General features: G+C 47.3%; 23 protein-coding genes, 1 tRNA gene, 2 pseudogenes and 1 CRISPR repeat array. Of the genes and pseudogenes, 21 read left to right on the plus strand and 5 right to left on the minus strand.

Going from position 1 to position 26,209, the window contains the following annotated elements; translation table 11 throughout:
• The first annotated feature begins 5 nt into the window (after positions 1–5).
• Positions 6–1,178 (plus strand): exonuclease SbcCD subunit D, encoded by a 1,173-nt coding sequence (locus IEW48_RS10865; RefSeq protein ID WP_188623769.1) that lies wholly within the window; start codon positions 6–8, stop codon positions 1,176–1,178.
• A complete protein-coding gene (locus tag IEW48_RS10870; protein ID WP_188623770.1) occupies positions 1,175–4,645 on the plus strand; it encodes an SbcC/MukB-like Walker B domain-containing protein in 3,471 nt (1,156 codons plus the stop codon). Before IEW48_RS10865 ends, IEW48_RS10870 begins: the two co-directional genes overlap by 4 nt.
• Before the next feature lie 68 nt (positions 4,646–4,713).
• On the opposite strand, the gene IEW48_RS10875 is transcribed toward IEW48_RS10870, so the two are convergent.
• Positions 4,714–6,036 carry a M28 family peptidase gene (locus tag IEW48_RS10875; protein WP_188623771.1) on the minus strand — a complete coding sequence of 441 codons (1,323 nt, stop codon included), beginning with the start codon at positions 6,034–6,036 and terminating at the stop codon, positions 4,714–4,716.
• Between the two features lie 146 nt (positions 6,037–6,182).
• On the opposite strand from IEW48_RS10875, the gene IEW48_RS10880 reads away from it, so the two are divergent.
• The 5 genes from IEW48_RS10880 (at position 6,183) to pcp (ending at position 10,808) form a co-directional block, all read left to right on the plus strand.
• Positions 6,183–7,124, plus strand: a complete 942-nt coding sequence (locus IEW48_RS10880) for a tetratricopeptide repeat protein (protein WP_188623772.1) — start codon at positions 6,183–6,185, stop codon at positions 7,122–7,124.
• Positions 7,125–7,392: 268 nt separating this feature from the next.
• Complete coding sequence (locus IEW48_RS10885) at positions 7,393–9,057, plus strand: nuclease-related domain-containing DEAD/DEAH box helicase (RefSeq protein ID WP_229704023.1); 1,665 nt, start codon at positions 7,393–7,395, stop codon at positions 9,055–9,057.
• A complete protein-coding gene (locus tag IEW48_RS10890) occupies positions 9,054–9,299 on the plus strand; it encodes a helix-turn-helix transcriptional regulator (protein WP_188623774.1) in 246 nt (81 codons plus the stop codon). The genes IEW48_RS10885 and IEW48_RS10890 overlap by 4 nt, the downstream gene beginning before the upstream one ends.
• Entirely contained in the window at positions 9,299–9,568 is a 270-nt protein-coding gene (locus IEW48_RS10895) for a hypothetical protein (protein WP_188623775.1), read from the plus strand. Before IEW48_RS10890 ends, IEW48_RS10895 begins: the two co-directional genes overlap by 1 nt.
• Before the next feature lie 607 nt (positions 9,569–10,175).
• Positions 10,176–10,808: a pyroglutamyl-peptidase I gene (gene pcp / locus IEW48_RS10900; RefSeq protein ID WP_188623776.1), complete on the plus strand. Its 633-nt coding sequence runs from the start codon at positions 10,176–10,178 to the stop codon at positions 10,806–10,808.
• Between the two features lie 18 nt (positions 10,809–10,826).
• Here pcp and IEW48_RS10905 read toward each other — a convergent pair whose 3' ends face one another.
• Both IEW48_RS10905 and IEW48_RS10910 read right to left on the minus strand, forming a co-directional pair.
• Positions 10,827–12,143: an aspartate aminotransferase family protein gene (locus IEW48_RS10905; protein WP_188623777.1), complete on the minus strand. Its 1,317-nt coding sequence runs from the start codon at positions 12,141–12,143 to the stop codon at positions 10,827–10,829.
• Positions 12,144–12,158: 15 nt separating this feature from the next.
• Complete coding sequence (locus IEW48_RS10910) at positions 12,159–13,553, minus strand: YjiH family protein (protein ID WP_188623778.1); 1,395 nt, start codon at positions 13,551–13,553, stop codon at positions 12,159–12,161.
• A gap of 332 nt (positions 13,554–13,885) precedes the next feature.
• Here IEW48_RS10910 and IEW48_RS10915 point away from each other — a divergent pair, with 332 nt between their 5' ends.
• The 7 genes from IEW48_RS10915 to IEW48_RS10945 all read left to right on the plus strand — a co-directional run bounded on the left by IEW48_RS10915 (position 13,886) and on the right by IEW48_RS10945 (position 17,470).
• Positions 13,886–14,392, plus strand: a complete 507-nt coding sequence (locus IEW48_RS10915) for a hypothetical protein (RefSeq protein ID WP_188623779.1) — start codon at positions 13,886–13,888, stop codon at positions 14,390–14,392.
• A 223-nt stretch (positions 14,393–14,615) separates the two neighbouring features.
• Positions 14,616–15,587 carry a helix-turn-helix transcriptional regulator gene (locus IEW48_RS10920; RefSeq protein ID WP_229704020.1) on the plus strand — a complete coding sequence of 324 codons (972 nt, stop codon included), beginning with the start codon at positions 14,616–14,618 and terminating at the stop codon, positions 15,585–15,587.
• Between the two features lie 232 nt (positions 15,588–15,819).
• Complete coding sequence (locus tag IEW48_RS10925) at positions 15,820–16,080, plus strand: metal-sensitive transcriptional regulator (protein ID WP_007504567.1); 261 nt, start codon at positions 15,820–15,822, stop codon at positions 16,078–16,080.
• A 64-nt stretch (positions 16,081–16,144) separates the two neighbouring features.
• The gene (locus tag IEW48_RS10930; protein ID WP_268236564.1) at positions 16,145–16,291 is read left to right on the plus strand and encodes a 2-oxo acid dehydrogenase subunit E2; all 147 of its coding nucleotides are present in this window, start codon (positions 16,145–16,147) and stop codon (positions 16,289–16,291) included.
• Positions 16,292–16,680: 389 nt separating this feature from the next.
• A complete protein-coding gene (locus IEW48_RS10935; protein WP_188623781.1) occupies positions 16,681–16,824 on the plus strand; it encodes a hypothetical protein in 144 nt (47 codons plus the stop codon).
• Complete coding sequence (locus IEW48_RS10940) at positions 16,811–17,299, plus strand: glutathione peroxidase (RefSeq protein WP_188623782.1); 489 nt, start codon at positions 16,811–16,813, stop codon at positions 17,297–17,299. The genes IEW48_RS10935 and IEW48_RS10940 overlap by 14 nt, the downstream gene beginning before the upstream one ends.
• Before the next feature lie 95 nt (positions 17,300–17,394).
• A tRNA-Arg gene (locus IEW48_RS10945) sits at positions 17,395–17,470 on the plus strand.
• A gap of 144 nt (positions 17,471–17,614) precedes the next feature.
• Here IEW48_RS10945 and IEW48_RS10950 read toward each other — a convergent pair.
• Entirely contained in the window at positions 17,615–18,679 is a 1,065-nt protein-coding gene (locus tag IEW48_RS10950) for a bis-aminopropyl spermidine synthase family protein (RefSeq protein ID WP_188623783.1), read from the minus strand.
• Between the two features lie 458 nt (positions 18,680–19,137).
• On the opposite strand from IEW48_RS10950, the gene IEW48_RS17075 reads away from it, so the two are divergent.
• A complete protein-coding gene (locus IEW48_RS17075) occupies positions 19,138–19,278 on the plus strand; it encodes a hypothetical protein (RefSeq protein ID WP_192807185.1) in 141 nt (46 codons plus the stop codon).
• Positions 19,279–19,291: 13 nt separating this feature from the next.
• Positions 19,292–19,390: pseudogene (locus IEW48_RS17080) on the plus strand (hypothetical protein); the annotation flags it as partial.
• 81 nt (positions 19,391–19,471) lie between these two features.
• On the opposite strand, the gene IEW48_RS17085 reads toward IEW48_RS17080, so the two are convergent.
• Positions 19,472–20,194, minus strand: a complete 723-nt coding sequence (locus tag IEW48_RS17085; protein WP_229704021.1) for a PIG-L deacetylase family protein — start codon at positions 20,192–20,194, stop codon at positions 19,472–19,474.
• 541 nt (positions 20,195–20,735) lie between these two features.
• Between IEW48_RS17085 and IEW48_RS10960 the strand changes: the two genes are divergently transcribed.
• The 5 genes and pseudogenes from IEW48_RS10960 to cas6 all read left to right on the plus strand — a co-directional run bounded on the left by IEW48_RS10960 (position 20,736) and on the right by cas6 (position 24,026).
• Positions 20,736–21,341, plus strand: a complete 606-nt coding sequence (locus IEW48_RS10960; RefSeq protein WP_188623784.1) for a hypothetical protein — start codon at positions 20,736–20,738, stop codon at positions 21,339–21,341.
• A 205-nt stretch (positions 21,342–21,546) separates the two neighbouring features.
• The gene (locus IEW48_RS10965) at positions 21,547–21,708 is read left to right on the plus strand and encodes a hypothetical protein (RefSeq protein ID WP_188623785.1); all 162 of its coding nucleotides are present in this window, start codon (positions 21,547–21,549) and stop codon (positions 21,706–21,708) included.
• 432 nt (positions 21,709–22,140) lie between these two features.
• Positions 22,141–22,632: pseudogene (locus IEW48_RS10970) on the plus strand (RNA-guided endonuclease InsQ/TnpB family protein); the annotation flags it as partial.
• 111 nt (positions 22,633–22,743) lie between these two features.
• Entirely contained in the window at positions 22,744–23,031 is a 288-nt protein-coding gene (locus IEW48_RS10975) for a hypothetical protein (RefSeq protein WP_188623786.1), read from the plus strand.
• A 254-nt stretch (positions 23,032–23,285) separates the two neighbouring features.
• Positions 23,286–24,026: a CRISPR-associated endoribonuclease Cas6 gene (cas6, locus tag IEW48_RS10980; protein WP_188623787.1), complete on the plus strand. Its 741-nt coding sequence runs from the start codon at positions 23,286–23,288 to the stop codon at positions 24,024–24,026.
• A gap of 216 nt (positions 24,027–24,242) precedes the next feature.
• Positions 24,243–26,035: direct repeats of the CRISPR family, unit length 30 nt; unit sequence GTTTGGATCTTAACTATGAGGGATTGAAAC.
• The last annotated feature ends 174 nt before the right edge of the window (positions 26,036–26,209 follow it).

Genomic DNA, 26,209 nt, shown 5'->3' on the forward strand with positions numbered 1-26,209 from the left:
GTCGAGTGCGCTTACTGCATACAGCCGACTGGCACCTGGGCCGCACACTGGAAGGGCGCAGCCGGTTGGACGAACAAGCGCAATTTTTGGATGAGCTGTACGAGATCGTGGTCGCAGAAAAAATAGATGCCATTCTCATCGCCGGAGATGTGTTTGATACATTCAATCCGCCGGCAGCGGCAGAGCAGCTGTTTTACGACAGCCTGTCCCGCCTGGCAGATAAAGGAAAGCGTCCGGTGGTGGTGATTGCCGGCAACCATGATCATCCTGACCGTTTGTCAGCGGCGGTGCCCCTGGCCAGGGAGCAGGGCATCACCATTCTGGGCTATCCGACGGAGGAAGTGCAGCACATCTTCATCCCGCAGGCAGGGGAAGAGCTGCGCCTGGCTGCTTTAGCCTATCCGTCGGAATCCCGCCTCAATGAACTTCTGGCCCAAAACCACGATGAGACCGTGTTGCGGGACGAGTATGACCAGCGCATCCGCCAAGTGTTTGCCAATATGGCCCGGCACTTTGCCGCCGATACGGTTAATGTGGCCATGAGCCATCTGTATGTAGCCGGCGGAAGCACAACCGAATCGGAACGGCCTATTGAAGTGGGCGGCGCCTATACAGTGCGGGCCACCAGCCTGCCTTCTGCCGCCCAGTATGTTGCTTTAGGCCATTTGCACCGCCCGCAAGACGTGAAGAAAGCCCTGGCTCCGGCCCGTTATTCTGGCTCTCCCCTGGCCTTCAGCTTCTCAGAAACAGGGTATGCCAAGTCGGTCACCGTGGTGGATGTGAAGCCGGGAAGCCAGGCTCAGGTCCATGAAATCCATCTTTCCAGCGGGAAGCCCCTGGTGCGCTGGAAAGCTGAAGAAGGACTGGCGGCTGTGTACCACTGGATTGAAGAGGGACGTGACAAGAACGCCTGGATTGACCTGGAGGTGCACGTTGAACACGCCCTGTCCCTTGCGGAGATTCACCGCTTGCGTAAACTGCATCCCGGTTTGATCCATATCCGTCCGGTCTTCCCGGAACAGGAGCATAAGAGCAGCAGCCAGCGGGAGGCTAATTTGCCTATTGATGAACTGTTTAAACGCTTTTATCAGCACCAGACGGGAGGCCCACCTGAAGAAGGCTTGGTGCGTCTGTTCCTGGAGCTGGTCAATGAACAGCGAGAGGAGGAAGAGGCATGAGGCCGGTGGCGTTAACCGTGCAAGGTTTACATAGCTTCCGTGAAAAACAAGAAGTGGATTTTACCCGGCTGTGTGAAGGCGGGGTATTCGGGATATTCGGACCGACGGGAAGCGGAAAATCATCCCTGTTGGACGCCATGACGCTGGCCTTGTACGGCAAAGTGGAACGGGCGGCCAACAACACCCAGGGTATTATTAATCACGCGGAAGACAAGCTGGCCGTCTCTTTCACCTTTGAGCTGAGCAATGCACAGGAAACCAAACGCTACCGGGTGGAGCGCAGCTTTAGACGCAGCAGTGATTTAAGCGTAAAGACAGCGGCCTGCCGCCTGGTGGATGTGACCGCAGAGCCGGTAGTACTGGCCGATAAAACCAGCGAAGTGAACCGCAAAATAGGCGAACTGCTGGGCTTGTCCAGTGAAGATTTCACCCGGGCCGTGGTGCTGCCCCAGGGTAAATTTGCCGAGTTTCTGTCTCTTAAAGGGGCGGAGCGGCGGCAAATGCTGCAACGGCTGTTTAACCTGGAAAAATACGGCGACCAGCTGCGCCACACCTTGAGCCAGCGCTTGCAGGAGGCCAAAAGCGAACTGAATGAAGTGTGGGCTGAACAGGCAGGTCTGGGTGACGCTTCCCGGGAAGCCCTTGAAGCCGCTAAACACAAGCTGCATGCGTGCGAACAGGAGCTAAAGCAGGCTGTGGACACCCTGGCTGAACTGGAAAAAAAACATGCCATCCAGCAGAAAATTTGGGAATGGCAGCAAGAAAAAGATGAACTGGATCGCGAGCTGAAAAAGCTGGATGAAAAGCAGGAAACCATCCAGCAGCTAGAGCAAAAACTTAAACGGGCTGAACAGGCGAAGGATCTTTACCCTTATATGGAGGAATATGAAGCCAGCCAGCAGGCGGTCCAGGAGTGGAAAGAGAAGCAGGAGCAGGCGGAAGCAGCCCTTGGCAAGGCCCAAGGGGCATATGAAGCGTCCAAACAAGTTTATGAACAGGCCCAGCGCAGAAGGACCGCGGAAGAACCCCGCTGGACTGTGCGCCGCGAGCAGTTACGACAGGCTGAGGAAATTGAACAGCGGCTTAAAGTGCTAAGTATCGAACAGCAGCAATTAGAAGAGCAAATCAGCCAGCTGGAAGCCAAACGGCAACACACACAGCGCAAGTTGGAGAAGGAGAAGGATCTGCTCCGGAGGGGGGAAGAGCGCCAGCAAGAACTGAAAGCACAACTTGCCCAATGCCACGTCCCCGCAGAGCTTAAGGAACAGGTGTATCAGGCTTACCAGGACAAGCGGGAGATCAACCATGTGCAACAAACGATAAACGAACTGCGTCAGGAACAGGAGGAAAAAGCGAAACAATTACGTCAAGAGCGGCATAAGACCAGCGATTTGGATCAGAGCGTGCAGGCTGAAACCGAGCGGCTGGGGCAGCTGTTTAAGCAAAGCCAAAAACTGTATGACGAGGTTTGTGAGCGGGACAAGCAGCTGGAACACTTTACTGCTATATTGGAGCGGGAAGCGGAAAATAAGCAACAAGCGTTAGAACGGGAAAAGGTGGCCCATCTGGCCCGAGAGCTCGCCCAAAACTTAGAGGAAGGAAAGCCTTGTCCCGTCTGCGGCTCTACCCATCATCCGGCTCCGCAGACAGCTCCAACCGGCGCAGAATATGATCTGGAAAAAGACCTGAAGCAACTGACAGCGTTGATAAACGAGGCCGCCCAATACCGCAGCCATCTTCAACCTCTTAAGTGGCGCCTGGAACAAACAGCCGAACAGATAGTGGAGCTGCTTCCAAAACAAGAAATTGCTCCTCACGCACCAAGTGGCCAATATGACGCGCCAAGTGGCCAGCATGGCGCCCAACAGCCATGGCAAGATGAGATTGCGGCCGCAGGCAGCTTTAATTTATCCGCTGGACATGTTGTTTCCCACAAGTTGGAGCAGGCTTGGCAGGAACTTAAAGATCCTCTCACAGCTTTAAAGAGCCAGGTTGATGAATTGGAACAGCGGGTGAAACAGACGATTAAAACCCTGCGGGAAACAAAGCAAGCCTATGACGAGCAGCGCTTGTCCCTTAAAGCAAAAGAAGAGGAACATCAGGCCCTGACTGACAAACTGCACCAGGCTACTCTCCGCTTGGAAGCAGAAATCCGGCGCTGGAAAGTGCAGTATCCCCGCTTGTCGCTGGAAATCATAGAGGCCGAACAACAGCGTGTCAGCAAGCTGGAGAAAGATGCCGAGGAGCTGCGCCAGCGCTTGGAGAAAAGCATCCCATTTATAGAAGAAAAAGAGCGGAACATCAACGAACTGTCCCAATCGCTCAATCAGCTGGAGGTGGAGCTGGCCGGGCTTAATTCCCAGCGGAAAGAGAAGCAAGAGACAATCCGGGAGCGAAAAGTCCAACTGGAACAAATCACCCATGGCCGGGATCTCCAGATCTTGATCGCTGAGGCTAACAACCAGCTCGAGCGCCTGGCTAAAGAAGAACAACAGGCCCGGGAGGCATATGAACAAGCCCAGCGAGCCTGGCAAACAGCTGAGAAGCAACTGGCCAGTGCCACACAAGCATGGAATGAGGCCCAAAAGCGCCAGCAGGAGGCTCAAGCCAGATGGCAACAGCTTTTGTCCCAATCACCTTTTGAGGATTCCGCTGCGGTGAAGGCTGCTCTTTTGCCGGATAACGAACTGGACGCTTACAAACAGTCGATTGAAGCCTATTATGATGCCAGAAAGCAGCTTGTTTCCCACATTCAAAAACTGGAGAAGCAACTGGACGGACGGCATTTGAGTGAAGAAGAGTGGCAGGAAACCACCCGCAGGTTATACGAGGCCAAACAGAAGGTCGATGCGGCCCGGGAAGCCAGGGGAGCTGCGCTGAAAATGTTGAACGAATTGGAGAAAAAGCATGAGCGCTACCGAGAACTCCAGAAGCGCGAAGAAGAACTCACAACCCTGGTTGACCAGTACGAGCAACTGCAACAGGTATTGCGGGGCAATGCCTTCGTGGAATACCTGGCCGAAGAGCAACTCGTACAGGTCAGCCGGGACGCTTCAGAACGGCTGAAAAACTTAACCCGGGGTCGTTATGCCATTGAAGTGGACTCTGCCGGCGGTTTTGTGATTCGGGATGATGCCAACGGCGGGATCAAACGGCCGGTATCCAGTTTATCCGGGGGAGAGACGTTCCTTACTTCTCTGGCTCTTGCTCTGTCCTTGTCAGCTTCGATCCAATTGCGGGGACAATACCCCTTGCAGTTTTTCTTCCTGGATGAAGGATTTGGCACCCTGGACCAGGAACTGTTGGATACCGTGGTGTCAACCTTGGAAAAGCTGCAGTCTGCCCAAATGTCCGTCGGGGTGATCAGCCATGTCCCAGAACTCAGGGCCCGTCTGCCCCGTAAACTGATTGTTGAGCCGGCCGAACCTGGCGGGCGGGGCAGCCGCGTGCGCTTAGAAACTTTATGAGTTCTTCATCAGGGCGTACAAAAGACTCGAATCTGATGTCGTGTTGTTAATCGGTCTTACCAAGGCCGTTATGGCGTACATAACGCCTGTATTTTTGTGATTAATTGATGATGTAACACCGTTTGTATGAGTTGAGCAGTTTCAAAGGCGGCATAGTAGTCCAGCGTTTCACGATCCGTATGTTCGTTTTGGAACCCGACCGACAAATTCACGGTGTTGATGCGATACATTTCGGCAAAGACTCTGGCATCGCTGGAGCCGCCCGCCGTCATTTTCCAGCCGTCTTGTCCGGCAAGTTCACCCGCTTTCTCAAAAATTCGTCCGTATTCTTCAGTGCAGTATGGAATCGTTCCGTAACAAGAGGTGACGATATCCCGCGTTCCGCGGCGGTCAACCACGATGGCCGCATTCACATCTTCGAGAAACGCCGGCTCGATTCGCCGGGCCCCAATTAAGCCGATTTCTTCCTTTACCGTAAATGCAATTTTGAGCTTTCCTTTGAAGTCCGTCTGACGGATGCGGCGGCACACGTTCAGGATAACAGTGATCCCCGCCCGATCGTCGGCGCCCAGGATGCCCTTTGAGCTGGACAGCACAGTGCCGTTCTGGCTGATGATACGGTCTTCATCCAATTCTTGATAAATATCCATATGAGCCGAAAGCAGCACTGTCGGTCCATCACCGCAATCGATCGTGGCCAGCACATTGCCAGCTTGATCGATGGCAAGTTCATTGGCGAGCGGTCTCAACTTTCTGACGACAACGTGCCGTATCCGTTGTTCGCGGCCGCTTTCACCGGGGACGTTCAGCAGTTCAATCAGCTCCTGTTTAAACTGCTCTGCTTCCAAACGCTTCAGCGCTGAGCGATCCCGGGCGAGGTCATACAATCGTTCGGCATAGCGGAGAAGGACATTCTCAACATCATGTCCGACGTCAAACGACACCTTTTTTCCTCTGAAAAAAAGCTTAAATTCGTTCAGAGTACAGACGGTCATCAAGTGTTGCTGTTCTACGGTTGGCGTATTTAACAAGTACACGTACGGTCTTTTTTTACCGTGTCCGTCACAAGAATATGTCGTATAAATGCCGAGCGCGTTGAGCCAGCGGACGATACCGCGCATATAAAGGTCGATATCGGACAGAGGAAGTTCGCCTTGACGCGGATCGACGAGACATTCTTTGCCGGGGCCTTTCACCTGTGCAGAAGCTTGCTTTAAGGCAGTAACCCATTCTTGTTCCGCCACGGTGGAAAGTTGCGAGATTTGTTTACAGCGGAGTATCGCTAACGTTTCGTTCAACAACCGTCCCGCGTGGGATTCTCTTGCCCTGCCCTCTTTGTTTCCGTCGCTGAGTTGAAAACCGTAGCGGGCCAGTAATTTTTCTGTGTTCATGCGTCACATCTCCCTTACTCAAAATTTTCATCTTCAGTTTACAAATGAGAGTGTGACACCCTGTCACGCTGAGACGGTCATTTGGTATACTAAGGGAGGATCAATTTGGTTACTCTGGTTCAACACGGAGAGGAGAACAAGCGTAGATGGTCCATGTGTCGGAAACTTGGATAGAACCTCATCGCATCGAACGTGAATTGCTCAATGAAATCCGAAAAGCAAAGCAAGAGCGAGACAAAGAACGGGTAAAGCAGTGTGTGAAAGCATTGGTGCACCAGTATGTATATTACGGTGAGTATTATAAACTGTCTTCGGAAAAAGACCCCTATCTGGCCCAAAAACTTTTGAAAAAAGCACTTCAATACCAAAACGATCATCCCATTGCCCATTACCGGCTGGCTCACTTGTTGTTTGAACAAAAACAGTATGCTGAGGCTTTATATCATTTTCAAAAAGCCATTGAGGGCAATCCGAACGAGGGGTTAAATCAGACACAGACGATCATTGCACACTTATATACGTGTCATTGCGCCTTGTCAATCGCAAAAGAGGCCAAAAGTGAAGCGCAATTTTTGATGGATAATGCGTACGCGGATTATGACAGAGAATTCGTCGAAAAATACTTGGCTCGGGTAAATATAGATGAGGGCTTGTCCGAACCAAACATCTATACGAAAAAGACCCCGGAAGGGATCAAGTTCATTACCGAGGAACAGTTTTTTGCCTACGAAGAACATCTGCAACCGAATGAGGTTTTACTTAGGGTGACGCATCGCGGTTATGAAGTGATATATCAAGGGCAAAGATTGACCTTAAATCCACCTTCATTTTACGTCTTGGCATGTATCATCGGTTCCGATGGTTACATTAGTGTGGGGGACATTTACGACAAATTGGTAAATAGCTCCGTGGAATTGCATATCAATACTGTTTCGATACGCCAACATATTCATCGCCTGAGCAGACGAATGCCGTTTTGGGATGATATCATTGAAACACACAGCACAGGCAACCGAGCAGAACGAAGACGCCGGGAAGGCATCACTTACGCCTTGTTGTGCCATTCCAGCGTTGTGCTGCCGAAGTGAAGTGCGTAATTACAAAATCATCTTAGGTATTAAATATAGCAGCCATTGCCAAATCCGTCTTGGTTTAGTAGGACATCGTCCGGGAAGCGAATATGTTCAATGATGAACCCGCTGCGGGTAAGGGGGAGAGTGAAACACTCTCCCTTTTCTAACAGGTTAAATCAGACAGGACGAAAAATAGAAAACATAGTATCAATTTCAAAAAATCCCATCGATTATGGTAAACTATGAGTATCGTCAGTAGACGGGAGGGATTCTTGTGGCCGTAATGATTCCGGACCTTTTGCCGGAGATGATTGAAAACCGGGGAGAACGTGCCTTTTACGATAAAGCGAGGCAGTTGCCGGATCATTATACTGTCTTCTATTCCTATAAGTTTTCGATAGATGTAGAAAAAAAGGACCCGTACGGGTTGCGTGAAGCTGACTTTGTCATCGTGCATCGCCAGCTGGGGTTTGTGGTTGTGGAAGTCAAACAAGGCCACGTTTATTACCATAACGGGATTTGGCAAGAAGAGAAAGAGGGCCGGTATTACCCTTTGGCCAAAAACCCAGTGGAACAAGCCCGGACGGCGATGTTCGCTATTTTGGACCGTTATAAACAAGTGAGCAAACAGAAAGAATTCCCGCTTGCTTTCCGTTATGCCGTCTGTTTTCCGGACGCCACCCACAAAACGGGCGTATACCCTGAGGATTTACATGAACACAGCTGCTGGACGGCAGCCGATCTGGATAACCTCGAAGCATCCATACTGCGTCTATTTTCCAGTGTTGATACCCGGCCGCCGCACGAAGTGACGAGACAGCTCATCACGCGCGTTTTATCCCCGTCGTTCAGCGTATTTTCGTCTGTCGGTGATCAACTGGAGCGGTTCAATCACCAGGCTGAAATTGTTTTAACCGAAGAGCAGGAACGCATTTTAGAAGAAACGGAAGAAGACCATCGTAAAATCTTTTTCGGTGCAGCAGGGACAGGCAAAACTTTCATTGCCATGAAAAAGGCACTGGATTTGGCTGAGCAGGGTAAGCGGGTCTTTCTGACATGTTACAACAAGCATTTGGTAAGGTTATTGACACGTTGCCAGCATGAACTTATCACCGCAACGAATTTCCATGATTACTTATTGAAGGTGTTGGTCGAACACGATTATCCTGTGCAGGTACCCGGGCTCCCTGAAGAAGCCAGCCGGTTCTATGAAGAACTTTTACCGGAAATGGTTCTCGATCTGTTTGCGACGAAAACAGAAGAAGAGAAGTTCGACGCCATCATTGTGGACGAAGGACAAGACTTTAAAACCCATTGGTTTATTTGCCTTGATGAAATGGTCAAGAAAGATGGTCATTTTTATATCTTTGCCGACCGGCATCAAAACTTGTTCGGGCATGGTTTGGACACGTTGAAAGACTTTCAGATGTCCAAGCACAAATTGACGATCAACTTGCGCAACACACAGCGCATCAATGAATGGGCGGCACCGTTTTTAGGCGGGACAAGACTGCGGTACCGGCTGCACGGAGGTCCCGAGGTGGAATTTTTCTCGTGGAAAACGCCGGATGAAGAGCGGCGCTTGGTTGAAAAAGTCGTCCAGCAATTGGTCAGCCAAGGGATTAAGCCGCACAAGATGACTATTCTCTCACCACGGCGCCAAGAAAACAGCAGCCTCAGTGACATGGAAAAGGTGGGCTCCTGGCCGTTAATCGATCTCCGTCAAGGCGAAGGGCATGGGATCACGTTCAGTACGATAAGGGCGTACAAAGGGTTGGAAGCTGATGTCGTGTTGTTGATTGGGATCCGGCCGGACAGTCCCGTTTGCACGCCAGCCGACATTTATGTGGTTGGCACGAGAGCCCGGTTTATGTTAAAAATCTTTCATCAAAAAGATTGGTCTTACCAACGGTTTGTTAAACAGTTGGGAAGGGCGGGAGCAAGGTGAACGAAAAATTGATCCGGCTCATCAAAATCATCATGCTTGTTCAAGCGAGAGCAAGAATTTTGGCCCGGGAACTGGCCGAAGCATACGAGACGACCGAACGCACGATTTACCGCGATTCACAGACGTTGAGTGCGACAGGCCTCCCGATCATCAACGTCGGACATGGCAAAGGTTATGAAATCATCGATCGGTTCTCGATGTATCCATTGCATTGTACCGAGCAAGAAGCGATGGCCTTTTGATGTTGCCGAATATCCTCAAACAAACCAACATCTTGCTGCCGGAAGAGTTTGATTCCGTTTACGATAAAGTGCTCGCCACGTACCGCAAAGAAAAGAAAGAGCAGCAAAACTACCTCCAGGACTTGTTGCACGTGATCCAGATGGGCACACCGGCCTTTCATACACAAAAAACGAACTTTCTGTCCCCGGTGATCAAAGCGACATGGAGAAGAAAACACTGGATGTCGTTTATCATTCCCAAAGCCGTAACGTCACCACTCGCCGGCTGATCGATCCGTACTACTTGATTCCCCACCATCATCAGTTTTATGATCGCCTATGTACACGAAAAAGAAACTTGTCGAACGTTTCGAATGAGCTGTTTTCTGGAAGTTCACATCACGGACCGTACGTTTGAAAAAACAAACTGGATGTGCAAAGGTACACCCGTCCAAACAGCTTCCACCTGGTACGAGAGAAATGGATTCGATGAACAGCTCGGACGCACTTCTGATGAACATTTTTGTCACCCGAAAGTCGATGCTTGGATAAGCTTGAAAATGTTACTGAATATGGAATAGTTAACGGATATCGAATTCGGTTATCAACCCGGGGGCTTATAAGCGGACAGCCCGATCGCACCGAAATCGAGACTTAGCCGGCATTCCTCTTCATCCAGGAGCTGAAAAATACTATAAAGAAATAGGTGTGTTTAAATAAAAGGGATCTCTATGAGTTGGGCTCTTTAAGCTTTCAATTTTTTAATGTTTTTTTGCCTAGGCTTAAGCGTTGGCATGCCACAAGAGGCTTATCTATAATAAGCTTAAATTAATCTTATGAATTTAAACGACTAATATAAGACTAGTTTAAAAAATTTATAATGGAGGCAAAAAGGAAATGAACATTCTCATCACAGGATTTGAGCCTTTTGGCGGTATGCGCGTCAATCCAACCCAGCAATTAATTGAAGCGATTGAACATGAAGATTTGCCGCCTCACGTCCGTATCCATACGGCTTTGTTGCCGGTACACTATGATGAGTGTGTCCAACGGGTGATTGCACAGATAGAGCAGGTGGGTCCGGATGTGGTTATTTCTTGCGGACTTGCGGCAGGCAGAACAGCCATTACGCCTGAGCGGATCGGAATTAATATTAAGGATACTGCTCCTGGAGAGGCCATCCCCGACAACAGGGGAGTGAAACCGGTCGATGAACCGATTAACCCCGACGGTCCTGACGGGCTGTTTTCGACTTTGCCAAACCGCCGCATTGTCAATAAGTTGCGGGAACACGGGATACCTGCCTATATTTCCAACACTGCCGGCACCTATATTTGCAACAATACCTTGTACGGAACATTAGATTATATCCGGCGCAAACAGTTACCTATCAGAGCTGGATTTATCCATTTCCCAGCCTCCACAGAGATGAGTGTCGATAAGTCTTTAATGGCCAGTTTGCCCCTGGACACGATGCTAACAGCACTGCGCCTTATTGTTGAGACTGTGGCTGAAGATGTAAATGCCTAAGAGATTTCTTCCAATGGTCTAAATATAGCCTTTCTGCTGTTCATATTCAGTTATCGCTTCATCAAGCGCACGAAGGCCGGTGTCAATTACTTCTTTTGTCACTGTTAAAGGCGGAATCATACGGATGACTTCACTGTTGTTGCCGCAGAAATAGAAAAGGACCCCTTTTTGCAGAGCCAGATCGAGAATGGTAAACAAACCGTCGCTATCAGGATTTCCGGTATGGGGATGGATAATTTCTATACCAATCATCAGACCGACTGCACGCACATCCCCAATCACCGGATGTTTCTTCTGCAGTGCTTGTAATTGTTGGACGGCATAAGTACCCATTTGACGGGCATTTTCTAACAGGTTCTCCTCTTTGATGATCTCAATGACAGCCAGAGCTGCGGAACAGGCCAGTGGATTCCCGCCAAAGGTGGTTCCGTGGCTGCCAAGAGGCCATTGTTTCATCAATGCTTTGGAAGCGACCGTTGCGCTTAAAGGGAGGCCTGAAGCAATCCCTTTGGCTATGGCCATTATGTCCGGTGTGACTTCAAATGTATGGGCGGCGAACCAGTCACCGGTCCTTCCAAAGCCGGTTTGCACTTCGTCAAAGATAAGTAGTATATCGTGCCGGTGGCAGATCTCCCGCACCTTTTGTAACCAGGCCTTTGGAGGAACAACATAGCCGCCCTCACCCAGGACAGGCTCCACGATCACTGCGGCCACTTCTTCTGGCGTCACCTGGTGTTTAAACAATGTCTCAAAATCTTGTTCCAGTTTTTCTACACTGAAAGACACTGGGTCAACCCCTGCAGGGCAAGCCTTAGGATTGTAGTATGGAATTTGGTAAGTCAAGCCTGAAGGTTGTTGATACTTCCTGTACTTACTTTTGGAAGTGGAGACACTGAGCGACCCCATGGAACGGCCATGGAAACCCCCGATAAAGGATACGATGTACGGGCGTTGGGTGACATGTTTGGCCAGTTTAAGCGCCCCTTCAATGGCCTCTGTACCGCTGTTGGCAAAGAAGAAACAGTCCAGTTCACCAGGTAAAATGGCCGTCAGTTCATCGGCTAGCCGCAAAATTGATTCGTACATGATGACACCAGAAGGACCATGGAGCAGTTGATCTGCTCCTTTCTTAATGGCCTCCACCACTTTAGGATGCCGGTGCCCCACATTGGTTGTGGCAATACCGGATGTGAAATCCAGGTAGCGCTTGCCGTCCAGCCCGTAGTAGTAACAACCTTCCTCTTTAACAACAGGCAGATTGGGATGGTCTTTAGCCATGCTGGGGGCGAGACGGTCAGACATTTTGTCAACAAGATGTGACCAATCGTATGCCAAGATGATCAGCCTCCTTTAAAGCAACAAGTGGGCAACCAGTGCAATGATAGGCAGAGAAATGAGTGTCCGCTGGATAAAGATGATGACCAGATCCATAAAGTTGACTGGAATCTTAGATCTCAACAGCAGAATACCAATCTCAGACATATAGATCAATTGCGTTAAGGAGATACAAGCGATGACAAAACGTGTTAATTCACTTTCAATCCCACTGCCAATAACAGCAGGCAAGAACATATCGGCAAAGCCGACAATCATGGCTGGTGCAGCTGCCGTTGCTTCCGGGATTTGCAGCAGCGTCAACAGTGGGATAAATGGATACGACAGCCAGGTAAACATAGGTGTATACTCTGCGATCACAAGAGCAACCGTGCCCAAAGCCATCACCAAAGGAATCAGGCCAAACCAGATGTCTAGTACATTGAGGATGGACTTCTTAACCAAATCGCCCGTACTTTTTACATTTTTGGCTTTTTCAACAGCTTTTTCAAGCCCCCAGGACCAACTGGATTGTCCATGGGGCACTACCTCATCAATCTGTTTGCCGACAGGCCCGTAGTATACGTCCTTTTTCCGTGACAAGGGTGGAATGCGGGGGATAATCATCGCCGTAATAACCCCTGTTAAAATAACAGTAAGATAAAAAGGAACAAAGAGATGCCCCAAACCCATAAAATTAATAATCACAAAGCTAAAGGCAATGGAAGCGATAGAGAAATTGGTGGCAATGACAGCTGCTTCACGCTGGGTATAGTAACCCTGCTCATATTGTTTCATGGTGATTAGCACGCCAACGGTTCCGCTTCCCATCCAAGAAGCCAAGGCATCGATGGAGGAGCGGCCCGGCAGTCTAAACATAGGCTGCATGACTTTACGGACTAAAGTACCAATGAAATCCATCAAACCAAACTCCATTAAAAGAGGCATAAACAAAGCCGCCAGTAAAAACCAGACAGCTAACACGGGAATTAACTCATACAGAATGGTGCCTCCGGTATAATCGGAATGAATAAATTCAGGACCTAAGGAAAACAGAGTCAATACGCCAAAAACAGCACCGATGACCCGCAGGGAAACCCACAACCAACTGACATCAAATAATGCTTTAAACCAGCTCGTCCCTTCAGAAAAGTTCGGCCGAAGCAGTTTGCAAACAAGAGAAAACAACGCTGAGAGACACAGCACGCCCACCATAAACTGCGCAAGATACGCTCCGGCCACCCCTTTGATGGCGTCGGCCATAATACCAATGACGATTGTGGCTTTCCCATTATACGTGACTGGAATTAAAAAAAGAAGAACACCCAAAAGGGAAGGGATGGCGAATTTTAGTATTTCAGCAGTTGTTGGATTGTGTTGCAATGTAAGCTTGGTTTTAAGATTTCCAGCTGCATCGCTGTTTACTTTCATTGATGTCAATCCTTTCTAGCATTAGTGTGATTAAGCACAGTCTATGTTGATAGATTTAATTAGAGTGTATTTTTATACGATATTTAATTAAAAATATGCAAATTTTAGATTATAACTTGTATAAATATAAGGGTCAACAGCAAATTTATACATGGTGTTGGACAATCGGCGAACCGCCTAGTGCGGACCCGCATGCTGGGTGGGTGTGAGGGGACGGGGGTTAGCCGCTCCCTCCGTACTCGATTTTGTGTGTTTGGGGCCACGGACATGTAACGCAATTAACCATCAGTGCGACTGTATTATTGAAAACATTTAGTTAGGAGGTAAACGGGTTGAAACAAGGTATCTCGGTTGTGCTCGTTTTGATGTTAGGAACCCTCGCTATAGCGGGATGTGGCCAGGATGCTGTGGATCAGGCCGGCTCTTCTACAGCAGCAGCTTCCCCACCTTTTACCATTGAATTGCCTGAAGGCTGTGAACTGGTGCAGGAAAGTGAAACCAAATGGCTTATTATGCGCGGAGACACGGTTCAGGGCGGTATCGAAAAGGTGGAGCGTTCCCATTTGGCTCAGCTGCGGGGCGAGCTTGGACATGATGAAGCACAGACACCAGGCATTTATGAGAAAGAGACCTTTGAGGGTTTTCCAGTGACCACCCATTTTACCCGTGAACATGTCAAGCAAAACAACATCATTCAAACCCATCATTATCACTACGAAGTTGAAGGGGAGCCCGATGCCATGTTCTATTTCTACTGGCATAACAACGGACGACCCATTTCAGAGGAGACTGATCAAGAGATTCATGACATCGCTGCAACTTTTTCGTTTAGTGACTAAACGACGGTACCGCTTAGCAGAAAACTGAATCAAGGACATCTTGCCCGGCGGACATAACATAAGCCCTTGGAACGCCTTCATGGCATTTCCAAGGGTTATTTTTACCCCTATTCCACAACCAAGATTAAACAAATTTTTATATTTTTAAAAGGAAATTGCTTATTTACATAGAAGAGTTAATAACTAGGACTATTGTTGTGAAATGTATGGGCAGGTGAGGGGAATGAAGACAGACAGGCTGATCCGTTTAATACGTATTATTACTCTTGTACAATCCAAGCCGGGGATTATGGCTAAGGAATTAGCTGAACGCTGTGAAACCACGGAGCGGACCATTTACCGGGATATGGAGATTTTAAGCTTTGCTAACATCCCGATTATCAATCTGGGACATGGCAAAGGATATCAGTTTGTGGGGAATTTTGCTCTGTATCCCATGGACTTAACGGAAGAAGAGCTGATGGCCTTTGCTGTCCTGCCTTCCTTGCTGGAGCAGGTGGATCTGGTTCCGCCGGATTTGTATTCTGCCTATGAAAAGGTGATGGCCGCCGCCCGTAAAGAAAAACTGTTGCGCCAAGAGCTGCTCGACTCTGTGACTAATGTGATCCAAATGGGTACCCCAGCTTATAAGGATGTGAAGACCAACTTCCTGAGCACCATCATTCAAGCCATTCTTTCCCAACGGACCATTGAAGCCAGGTACCATACCCAGAGCCGCAATGTGACCACTGTAAGAGCCATCGATCCGTACTATTTAATTCCCCGAGAACATCGGTTTTACCTCATTGGTTATTGTCACCAAAAGAAAGCGATCCGTACTTTCCGCCTCAGCCGTTTCCTAGAGGTGAACATTTTGGACCAAACGTTTGAAAAAGATGATTTCAATCTGAAAGCTTATTTAAAGGATACGTGGTCCATAGAACGGGGAGAGAAGCGGATCGCATTTAAAGTCAAGTTTTCACCACGTGTGGCGCGCTATGTAAAGGAGGAGGAAATGTTTGTCAAACCGAAGCTGACCGATTTGGAAGACGGTTCCTTGTTATTTGAGGTGACGCTCAATCATGACCGGGAGTTTTTGCAGTGGTTGATGGGCTATGGCGCTGAGGCGGAAATCCTGGAACCCCAATCTTACCGGAGAAAAATGAAGGAGCTTTTGCAGCGGTGGTTGGGGGTGTATGACAGGGATAAAGTATAACGGGGGATGTGGAGGAAAGCTTGGTGTCCTAAGTGTCTCCAATATTAGTGTCTTTAAACCTCCAACCTGAACTGGCCAAAGCCACCGGGTGCCACCTGCTATAAAGGAAACGGCGCAAAGAGTTGAAGAAACATTGATCCGTGCCAAAGAAGAACCGGTTTAATGCTGTCAGATTTTGTTCTGTGCTATAATAAAACAAAAAACCCATACAGGTATCAGGAGATGGTCTGAGATGAAGTATACAGATGATATGAAAAACCGCCTGCGTCGCGTTGAAGGACAAGTGCGGGGCGTGTTAAAAATGATGGAAGAGGAAAAAGACTGTAAAGATGTGATCTACCAGTTATCAGCCATCCGGTCAGCAGTAGACAAAGCCACCGCTTATATCATCGGCAAAAACATGGAACAGTGCATGCTGGAACGGTTGAAAAAAGGAGAAAGCACGGAAGATTTGATCCAGGAAACGATCAATTTATTGGTTAAGAGCAGATGATGTGTAAATACATGTTTAGCTGTGATCATTTCCCATGTAAGCCTTCCATTTGAAGCCCCTCCCGGTGTACATTCATGATCAATTGGAGCGCCGAGACATCATGCCCTTGAGTCTTACCTTTGACCATCGTGTCTTGGGTGGCGCACCGGCGGCCAAGTTTCTGAGTGAGGTTAAATACAGGCTAGAACATCCGTATTCATTAGTGATTTAGTGCCCAGCCGGCTTAGCCTGTAAGGGGAATAATCTTGAGACTGAAGCTATGGTCAATCGGGGATGCATGCGTGACAAATAGTGCCCTGAGCTGGGAAAAAACAGTCATGATCATATGTATAACTAATATGGGGGAGCAAAAGGGCATCACGGACTTAATGTTCCCTGACCAAGCTCCTCCCTTTCTATGGAGTTATGTTCCGGTGCCATAACTGTTGGATATAATATCTTCCATTATTTCCACAGGAGGTTTTTTGGCACCCAAAAAAGGATCATCATATTTTTTGAAACCTCTCTCTTTGTAATCTATACTAGTATCATAAGGGTTAGTGTGACATGATCAATTAACAGGTGGATAGCGGAGTGATTTTAACTTTAAGGAGTGGCAACATGCGCCTCGAGGAACAGGAGATTGTCCGCAAAATGGAACAAGTACACGAGTGGAAGCGGGATGGTAAATGGATCGAGCGGAAATACCGTATGCCCAACATTCCAATCATCACCCTGGGGAGGGAAACGAATGAGTATCTATGATTATTCCGCGCGCTTGATAAACGGGACAAAGCAATCACTGGCAGCCTACAAGGGTCAAGTGGTGCTTATCGTCAATACCGCCAGCCGCTGCGGCTTCACACCCCAATACAGCGGATTGGAAAAGTTGTACCAAACATATAAAGACCGGGGGTTTGTTGTCCTCGGCTTTCCTTGCAATCAGTTCATGAATCAGGAACCGGGAAGTGAGGAAGAGATCCTCTCCTTTTGCCAAACCAACTACCAGGTCAGTTTCCCGATGTTTGCCAAAGTTAAGGTGAAAGGCCCTGAGGCACACCCCCTGTTTCAATATTTAACCAGCCAGGCCAAAGGCATCCTGTCTGATGAGATCAAATGGAACTTTACCAAGTTTTTGGCTGACAAGAACGGCCAGGTCGTTAAGCGTTATGCGCCCACAACAGCTCCGGAAAAAATTGCCCCAGACATTGAGCGACTGCTGGAGGAAAAGGGTAGGTGACTACAATCTGCGGCTCATGTTGATTGCCTTACCTTAGCTGACAAAATGGTAAAATCATGCTATAATAAACGCATCTCAAGCTATAGTCACAAATTGAGCCCGTAGCTCAACGGGATAGAGCAGCGGCCTCCTAAGCCGTCGATGCAGGTTCGAGTCCTGCCGGGCTCACCATGACTTCTAAAATGATCGCCATTGTACTTTGACCGAGTGCACACCGATTATTCGGAAATTTCAGCCTTTTTCAATTGTAGCGGAAACATAAAAAGTACCCTTGGTGGCCGAACATAGGCACCAAGGGCGCAATCGGCACTTTTCTTATTTAGGTACTTCAGGTAAGGTCACGCAAGCTTCATCATCGTAATAGAGATCTCGTCCCAGTTCAACCTGACCAGAGTAAAGGGGACGAGGTTCTTCGGTGAGTTCCAGCCGGTAAACTGTGCTCACGTAGAAATTGACGTCAGGCTCCTTAACTGGTACAGGTGCCATGCGGGCCACAGGGTAGCCACGGGCCACAATGTCTTCCAGAAGATAGTCCTGGAAGGCACCTAACATATCTGTAATGGCAAATCCCATGTCGAGGATGCCCTTCTGGATCTGACGCCATTTCTGCCAAGAAGCCTCCATGTAAGACAGACCAAAGTAACCGGCAGCACCAGGTTCCCGCAAGCCCTCCGTGCACCGGCTTAAAAAGAGGAAAATCCCCTTGAGCGTTTCTACCGGGTCGGTGAAGAACACATCAAACTTGCCCCGGAGATGAGAGGGGAGGGCTTCCCGTACATCGTAAACCTCCGCGTGAACATGGTCGTATCCGCGGTCCCGGGCCACGTCCCGGATAAAGTTGACGATACGTTCATCAACGTCCAGTACGCAAATGCGCCGTGGCAGACCTGAGAGTGCTGCTGCTATGCTGGTGAGGTCATCGTCACCCAAAAGGAGCAGGTCACGGCCAGCTAAGTCACCCCGTTCGGCCATTAAAGCCAGCCGCAGCACGGTGGTTTCAGCTGTGACATATCCCTGGTCAAAATCAGGGGTTGCCTTGGGACGCATGGCCACAATCTCTTTAAAATCTTGAAGCAAACGGTCAAAAGGAGGCTTAAGGGTAATTCCGCGTCCTGCGCAGGTCTCACAGCGCTGTTCGGCCACCCGGTTCAATCCCAGGGCTTCAGCTTGACTGCGGCCTGTATCCGTCAGCATGAAGCGGTCCTCTTCATAGGCAACCAGCTTATCTTTCATCAACTTTTGCAGGGCCTCCAGCACCTGGCGGGTATGGGCTTGTCCCGCGCGCATCAGTTGCCAGTAAGATTTGGGACCGTTATACAGTTGACGGAGCAACAGCATTTGGATCCGATTAGGTTCTACAATGATATTGGTTGTAGACATTGTCACCCCTCCTTCTTAAGTATGGTGGCTTTTATACTGAATTCCTCCAATGGGAGATGAGGAATCACTAAAAAAAAATTATACCGTTAACCATTCATTCTGTCCACTCTGCGCAATCAGTCAGGAGGTAAAGTATAAGTTCTTTGCAACAAATCTGCGTTGGACATCCGTCTTATCTGTCGGTTTAGCCCTTGTACTCGTGCTTACATTAATACCTCTTCAGCTGCACACTCAGGCACAAAACGAAACACACGAGGCCATTATTGATCAGAAGATATGGTCCGCATTTGAAACCGGTCTGGAAACGGTGGAAGCCATTGTCACCTTCCGTGTTTTTAATCCCCCAGGAGAGCATGAAAATCAATTGCTCAAAGATGTGGGGATATCCGCCGGGTTTACGTTTCAATCTTTGCCCATGGCCGCGCAACCTTATTCAAAATGCCCTAGGATCAACCAACTTGAATGCATACAGCCAATTGTTGCCCATTACTTATGTTGAAGGGGTCCAAAATACCGATACGAATTCAGGGCACGGCACCCATGTCGCTGGCACAGTAGGAGGAACGGGGGCCATGTCCGGACCCGGAACACCCGATTAACATTGCCAGCCGCATGGCATATAAACGTAACATTGTCGTCACCTTTGCGGCCGGAAACTCTGGGCCGGGTGAAAATACACACAATCCATACGCGAAAGCTCCTTGGGTCATATCAGTGGCTGCCGGAACCAAAGATAGAAAATTAGCCAATTTTTCCTCCAGAGGTGTAAGAGGGCATAAAGACTTTTTCCTTTCAGACATCGGGCAAGCGTTCTGTCAAATCAGACAATACCGGGTCAAAGTCTTCCCCGTACAGCTCAAAGTAGAGACGGTCGCCCACCTTCTCTATCACTCCCGATTCCTTGATGGTCTCCTGGTAAGTTTCATAACAGGACAAGCATTTGACTAACATGTCCATATCCTCTTGGGATAAAGGCACAATACAGTCAATCAGATCATGCTCAGTATGTTTGAGCCGGAATCCGCCATCCTGGAAGACCGGTTGTCCGTTGTCAGGAAGGGTCAGCATGGCTAAACGGCGCAGATAATGGGCCCCTTGATCCTTCAGTTCCACAAAAACACGCTTGACCACCGCGTGGGTGACCAGATGATCATGGAAACCGCTGATGCCGTGGACGGGGTATGTCACGATCACCTGGGGTTGAATGGTTTCGATGTGGGTACGCACCGCTTTCTCCAGAATGCGTGGATCAAGCTCTTTCAGCCCGCTATCGGGAAAATCCAAAACCGTCATCCCGTGCAGGCCCAGGGTGCGTTTGACGGCCAGCATTTCTTTGTAGCGGATCTCCCCCATTTCAGCAATGGATAAGCCCAGCTTGTGCCGCTGTTTGGTCGCTCCGCCCTTGGTCAAGGTGAGCAGGAACACCCGGTGTCCAGCCTGAATCTGCTGGTGCATTACCGCCGCAGGTCCAAACGATTCATCATCAGGATGGGGAAAAATATACAGGATGTTCATGGGTGATCCCTCCAGGAAAAAGTGTAGGAAACAGTGTATTGAAGATTACGTTCCTGGTTCTTTATTCGTTATTTCTGCTCATCGTCCTTCCGGGTCTTGGGAAAAGATGAGCCACGGGACAAATCTGCCATTGCCAAATCTATAGTCAGTTTGGACTTGGATTATGTATAATGTGGTCGAACGGTATATCAGAAACATCTGGATTGGGATTGAGGAGATCACGGAGGAAACCAACCAAGTTTGATGTAAAAGCCTTAAGACCTGCAAATCTGCAGAAACATTGGCAGCAGCTGCGAACCTTGGAACAAGCCTTAAATCAGGCGGCCATTATTGCTATCACAGATCAGCGGGGCACCATCACCTTTGCCAATGATGCCTTTTTAAGGGAAATTGGTACATTTTAGAAAGCGATAATGTTTATCTTAAAGTTGTTTGTAAATGTGCTGAACTCTTTGTGGTTGCTACGTTTTTGATAAATGTGGTATACTAACAATAACAGAACATTTGTTCTATTAAATCTTTTATGAAAGAGGAGACTGTCATGGATAAACTGGATATTATTTTAAAAGAGATTGAGTCAATAAAAAATGTGATGGCTACTAAGGATGACATTGCCAACATGGCTACTAAGGATGACATTGCCAACATGGCCACGAAAGATGACATTGCCAACATGGCCACGAAAGATGACATTGCCAACATGGCCACGAAAGATGACATTGCCAACATGGCTACTAAGGATGACATTGCCAACATGGCCACGAAAGATGACATTGCCAACATGGCTACTAAGGATGACATTGCCAACATGGCTACTAAGGATGACATTGCCAATATGGCTACGAAGGACGACATTGCCAATATGGCCACCAAAGATGACATAGTTAACATGGCCACAAAAGAGGATATTGCCATCATAGATGACAAAGTTACTAAGTTAGAGAAAAAAGTGAAAGAGTTAGGAGAAACGGTTAAAGACTTTCCTTTTGTCCGCCGAGCAGTTTTGGAAATCGGGGAACGTACAGCAAGGATGGAAGAGCGGTTGGCGAAAATTGAAGAAAATATGGCAAGAAAAGAAGATTTGAAGTTCTATGACTATAAAATATCTCAACTTGAACGGGAATTATTTGAATTAAAACATCGCTAAGTGTTTCTGTTTTTTCTTTTCATCAGGCGAGGAACAAGGAGTTAACGAAAGAACGTCATTCAGGCACGGATGATCCCGCGTCTTTTTTTTTGGACAAAATTAGAACATTTATTCTCTGACAGACAGTTGTCAAAACGGTGTGTTAATCTAGAATTAAACTGAACAGGGAAGACGGCCAAGAACAAAAGTTCAGGAGGGATGTTTTATGAGTCTGCACAATTTCAGATCATTTTTGTACACACTGGCCAAAATATTAGGGGATATACAAGCAATAAAGTCAGGAAGTCCCAAGAAAATAGCCAAACGGGTTGGCCGGCGGGCGGCAGGAAAGGCGACCGGTCGCATGCTGAGAAAATTGTTTAAGTAAGTACGCAGGGTTTGATCCCCTGTCCGCCTTGCGGATACAGCATGCTGTTTCCATTGAAAAGCGGATTTGGATGGCAAGCTACTGCACCTTATAATTTTATAAGATTTTATAATTTTTCTTAATTCCTTCTTGTCTTAAAAATAGTAACAAACACATATTCCCGGCTCTGTCTCTTTAAGAACGAATATCACGGAGGCCGATTTATGCCAATTACATAACCGGGCTGTTCCAGATCCTATTGGAGAAGAAAATGACAAGTATATTTTAACTTACCTCCGACAGAAGTCTCCCACTTCTAAGCGAAGCGAAAGTGGGAGATGAATGTCGGTTTGATGTAGCCTCAATATGATGAGTGTGGTAAAATAAAATCAAACAAACGTTCGTATTGTGGGCAGGTGATGCGGATATGGCCCACAAAGCCTACAAATTCTGTGGCTTAAAGAAGTCGATAGCCTTGCCTTAGCCAACGCTCAATTAAACTTGCAAAAAGCATTCACCAACTTCTTCTCTTATGAACACCAACCGGTGCCAAAAGAAATAGAAAACGTTGTTGGGCTCGATTTTGCCATGAATACGCTGTATGTCGATAGCGAGGGTAAGAGAGCCAATGATCCTCGATCCTATCGGCAAGCCTTGGAAAAACTGGCTCAAGCCCTCCATTTCGGTCAAAGCGTCCACGACAACGGCTGGGGCCTGTTCACTACTTTCCTTCAATACAAGTTAGCAGAACAGGGAAAGCAGCTGATCAAAATCGACAAATGGTTCCCCTCATCCAAAACGTGTTCATGTTGTGGTCGAGTGAAGGTGTCTCTATCGCTTTCCGAACGTCTATTTCGTTGTGCATGCGGTTTTGTGGCAGACAGAGACACCAACGCCGCCATTAATATCCACAAGGAAGGCCTGAAACAGTTAGGGATTGCCTAAATTCTTGCTCGAACCGTGGGGCACACGGGGATCGCTCGGTCAACTTCCCATCATGAGATGGGATTACCCGAGAAGCCCCCACCTCTAAGCGTTAGCGTAGGTGGTGGGAGTATGTCACCAATTTTTATTTATCTGCCTCAAACCAAAATTGAACGGGCGGGTGACTTGGATCATTTCATTACCGGGATATGTGACGGGCTACGGGCTGCCCATCCAAGGGTACAACCTCATCCAGTGTTCAAAACATCCGTGAACAAAGAGATTGATCCATTCCGACCTCTGCTGATTGAGGATGCTCGCAAAGTGATGGCCATTACGGCTTGGAAACAGAAGTTAGGTGAAAACTGCCGTCCGTATTATAAAGTGATGATTGAGGAAATAGAATCGGATCTAGGGTGATATACAAGGTTTTAAACGTCTGCCCATATGTTTGTCAGCAAATAGAACACAATTTTGCAAGTTAATATGTTTTGTTCTATTATAGGAAATTGGTGAAATGGGGAAGGGATTTAAACAGTGATGTCGAAAGAGGTACTGTCAGGCTGCTTCGTCTCGCCTCACGGCCTACGCTGAAGGTAAATTTTTGTGGAACTACTTCCGGTCATATACGGTTTGCCAGGTAGGCATAATCAGATGGGAGTGGGTTTTAAAAGATGAGATTAAAAGTGACCTTTTATACACCTGACGCTGTATCGATTCCGGTCAATTATCATCATTTGATTTCTGGCTTGCTATACCGCTCAGTGGGGGATAAAGCATTTTCTCACTTCCTCCATGATGTAGGCTACCAGTATGAGAAAAGAAAGTACAAGCTGTTTACATTCAGCCGCCTGTTAGGCAACCACCGCTATAACCCAGACACCAGGACACTTTCTTTTCAAGGGGATATTGACCTTTATGTCAGCTCTGTAGCGGCAAAATTTATTGAAGAGATAGGCCAAAGTTTGATTCATACCAGTCTTGTACAAATCGGAGAGGCTCACCTGGAAGTGAAGGAGCTGATCTATACTGACAGACCGGTTTTGCCCCAAGATAGCTATATGATCAAGATGCTTTCCCCCATCACGGTCTACAGCACTTTCAAGTCCACAACTGGGCAAAAGATCACACACTATTTTCATCCTGATAACCGTATGTTTGCCCAGCAGGTGGAAGATAATCTGTTAAGGAAGTATGAGGCTTTCTACGGTCAACCAGCAAGCGAACGCTTTTTGATCCGTCCTGTCCGCATCCGTCCCATAGACAAGGTGGTGACCCGGTTTAAAGGTACGATTATCAATGCTTGGTCTGGCATCTACGAAGTACAATCCTCCCCTGAATTGATCAGTTTTGCCTATAAAGCAGGATTAGGAGCGAAAACATCACAAGGTTTCGGTATGTTTGAATTCATCTGAATTCAGAACATGAGAAAACATGATTTTCATCAGACTGTCTTGTCGTCGATCCTTAATAGCGCAAAATTCCCGGGGGATCGACGACACAGAATATTCTGATAAATAAACTCCAAACCATTGCAGGTCAAAGAATGTATATGTTTTTAGAAATATTTTGAGTCCATACAGGAATTTTAGAGTAAAATGTCGTATATTTATATATCAGCATTTTTTGGGGTTTGGATCTTAACTATGAGGGATTGAAACGACTGACCTCCTAACGCCTGGTCAACCAAATGAGCAGCGTTTGGATCTTAACTATGAGGGATTGAAACGTATTATACCATGGTAGCAACTTGGTAGCAAGTGTTTTGTTTGGATCTTAACTATGAGGGATTGAAACTCAAGCCAATCTGAAAGAGCCACCACAACTTTTGTCATGTTTGGATCTTAACTATGAGGGATTGAAACTCAAGCCAATCTGAAAGAGCCACCACAACTTTTGTCATGGTTTGGATCTTAACTATGAGGGATTGAAACGGCGCTATTTTGTCCAGTTCAACTTTGATATTGAAGTGTTTGGATCTTAACTATGAGGGATTGAAACATCGCAAGCTCTATGACATCATTTGACGTAACCTTTCGTTTGGATCTTAACTATGAGGGATTGAAACCTGGGCACATGTAACGCCCAATCAATTACGTGAGCAAGTTTGGATCTTAACTATGAGGGATTGAAACTCCTTTTCGTTTAATTTATTAAGTCCATTATTTATCTTTGTTTGGATCTTAACTATGAGGGATTGAAACTGATATAGACGTTATGAATAATAAAGTGTGGGTAAAGTTTGGATCTTAACTATGAGGGATTGAAACGCGCTTGTAGACGTAAAAGAACAAGGCGGTTTCCGTGGGTTTGGATCTTAACTATGAGGGATTGAAACTCCTACTTGACGGTTGACCAAAGTATATTGTATTTCCCCGTTTGGATCTTAACTATGAGGGATTGAAACCGCGAAAAACACAACTTATCACAGTTAGCGTTAGCAAAAGTTTGGATCTTAACTATGAGGGATTGAAACCAACAAATCACATCTCTTCTGCAGGTTTGGATGCAGGGGTTTGGATCTTAACTATGAGGGATTGAAACCAATACTCGAGAGCGTACCAGGTTCCACAAACAGACGTTTGGATCTTAACTATGAGGGATTGAAACCAATACTCGAGAGCGTACCAGGTTCCACAAACAGACGTTTGGATCTTAACTATGAGGGATTGAAACCTATATAATTGAACCCAACGGAAAGTTGGGAAAACAAAGTTTGGATCTTAACTATGAGGGATTGAAACATAACGTTATCCAGTTGATTGCGGCCAGCGAAAAAAATGGCTTGGATCTTAACTATGAGGGATTGAAACGATTCCCCTGGGTCATTCCGTTTCCCCTGGGGAACTGTTTGGATCTTAACTATGAGGGATTGAAACATTTTTTTATGCAATTCATCTGCTTAAATGTGAATAAAGTTTGGATCTTAACTATGAGGGATTGAAACCACGGATAGACCTGGCTTGTGACGATTTGAAGGGATATGTTTGGATCTTAACTATGAGGGATTGAAACTTATTCAACTCCTCCGCCACCTTGTGTTGGTTTCTGGATAGTTTGGATCTTAACTATGAGGGATTGAAACTTGAGTTTGTGATGCCGGCTGTTTTGTTCATCATCAAAGTTTGGATCTTAACTATGAGGGATTGAAACAATCAATTATGAAAGGTCGTACTGCGCAAGTGACCGTTCGTTTGGATCTTAACTATGAGGGATTGAAACTATTGACTGCTATGAAGCCCGCGATAGGTCATGCCTGGTTTGGATCTTAACTATGAGGGATTGAAACTTTTACTGACGATTGATTCTCCCATCTCTTCTGTGATAGGTTTGGATCTTAACTATGAGGGATTGAAACTCGCCAGAAATTCATTGCTACTGCTGTAGGTGAAACGTTTGGATCTTAACTATGAGGGATTGAAACTTTGGTCTCAGGAAATGAGCCGTACACAGCTGTTGACCGTTTGGATCTCGGATTAACCCCCTAAATTTGGACATAATCACAACTTTTTAAGTTATTTCTCAAAAATGCTCTTTGTTTCGTCTTTTTGTAGTATAGCCTGTCCGTCCATTTCATCAAGGGTAAAGGCTTACGCCC

Source organism: Caldalkalibacillus thermarum, assembly GCF_014644735.1.
Taxonomy (GTDB): Bacteria; Bacillota; Bacilli; order Caldalkalibacillales; family Caldalkalibacillaceae; genus Caldalkalibacillus; species Caldalkalibacillus thermarum.